Source organism: Microbacterium sp. NPDC003461, from assembly GCF_053588335.1.
Genome location: NZ_JBSFPT010000060.1, coordinates 1 through 1,555 on the forward strand (window position 1 = coordinate 1; position 1,555 = coordinate 1,555).

The window sequence follows — 1,555 nt, forward strand, 5'->3', positions numbered from 1 at the left end:
GACCTCGTGGTCGGCGTCGGCACCGAACGACGCGGCGACGACGACGTCGGTCGGCCGCATCGGCGGCCGCACGCTCGCTTCGCTCGCACAGGGATCGGTTTCCGCGGGGGCCTGCTGAGCGGTGACACTCATCGGTTGCTGAACGGAGCGGCCGGAGGCCGCGGAGATGAAGCGACCAGTGCAAACGTCATGGACTTGCTGTGGTCGCTTCATCTTCGTTCGCTGGCGCTCACTTCGTTCAGCAACCGATGGGGGTTGCAAGCGGGTGGACGGGGTCGGGCGTGTCGGGGGGAGACACGCCGGTCGGGGCGACAAAACCCTCGATCTGACGTTCAGGGTTTACGATCTGCGACTTGACCTTCGCGAATGACACCGGTGTAATTAACGGCATCGGATCCGTCCGCGGGGCGGCGTCAAAGGGGGCAGGACATGGCTGAGTATCGTTCGGAGGTTCCGGGCAACTGGTTCGTCGACCCCGTCGATCTCGGCGTCCCCGGGGTGCGTCAGCCGACGGGCGACGACAACGCCCTCGCGTGGCAGTCCGACGCGCTGTGCGCGCAGACCGACCCCGAGGCGTTCTTCCCGGAGAAGGGCGGATCCACCCGCGACGCCAAGCGCATCTGCACCTCCTGCGAGGTGCGCGCCGAATGCCTCGAGTACGCGCTGCAGAACGACGAGCGCTTCGGCATCTGGGGCGGACTCTCCGAGCGCGAGCGCCGCAAGCTCAAGCGCCGCGCCAGCTGATCCTCCTCCCTCGCGCGTGGCTCCCCGGTGCGTCGCGCCGCGCGCTTAGGCTGACGAGGTCATGTCGGCCCCAGTACACGCCATCGTCGTCGCGCGAGCGACCCCCACGGCCGCCCTCGCCGCGGAGCGCCTGACCCGCACCCTCGAGGCCCTGGGCGCGCAGACCCGCAGGGTCGACGCCGTCACGATCGTGACGTGCGGGCGCGCCCCCGAGCTCGACGCGGTCATCGCCCGCTCGCGCGCCGAGGGCGTCATCCACGCTCCGGAATCGGCCGGCTTCGCCGCGGCCGTCGCGCTCGCGCAGGTGCGTGCCCCCGCCGATCGCGCCCTGTGGCTGCTGGCCCAGGACACGACGCCGCGGCCCGATGCGCTCGCCGTGCTCGCGGGTGCCCTCGAGCGCGCCCCGTCCGTCGCCATCGCCGCCCCGAAGCTCGTCGACGCCGAGGACCCGGACCTCATCGTCTCCCTCGGCGTGAGCATGACGAGGTTCGGGCGCACGGTGCCGCTCGCGAACGGGGAGTACGACCAGGGCCAGCACGACGCCGACGACGATGTGCTGGGAGCCGACGTGCGCGGCGTGCTGCTGCGCGCCGACCTCCGCGCGCACCTGCTGCCCGATCCCGCGCTGGCGGGCGTGGACGAGGGCCTCGACATGGGGGTGCGCGCCCGCCTGGCCGGCCGTCGCGTCGCCCTCGCTCCGCGCGCCCGCGTGCTCGTCGTCGACGGCGGGGTGGCCGCCACCGAGTTCTTCCAGGACGGCGTCTACACGTTCGAGGGCGAGCAGTGGTCGAGCGAGAAGCTCATCGGCTAC

3 protein-coding genes are annotated in these 1,555 nt (G+C 71.8%); 2 read left to right on the forward strand and 1 reads right to left on the reverse strand.

The window, feature by feature from the left end; genetic code table 11:
• Nucleotides 1-213: hypothetical protein (locus ACWDR7_RS13050; RefSeq protein ID WP_449855321.1), on the reverse strand; the 213-nt coding region annotated here is incomplete at its 3' end.
• A gap of 216 nt (nt 214-429) precedes the next feature.
• Between ACWDR7_RS13050 and ACWDR7_RS13055 the strand changes: the two genes are divergently transcribed.
• Entirely contained in the window at nt 430-744 is a 315-nt protein-coding gene (locus ACWDR7_RS13055; protein ID WP_449855322.1) for a WhiB family transcriptional regulator, read from the forward strand.
• 61 nt (nt 745-805) lie between these two features.
• On the forward strand, nt 806-1,555 hold a 750-nt coding region (locus ACWDR7_RS13060; RefSeq protein WP_449855323.1), incomplete at its 3' end, for a glycosyltransferase.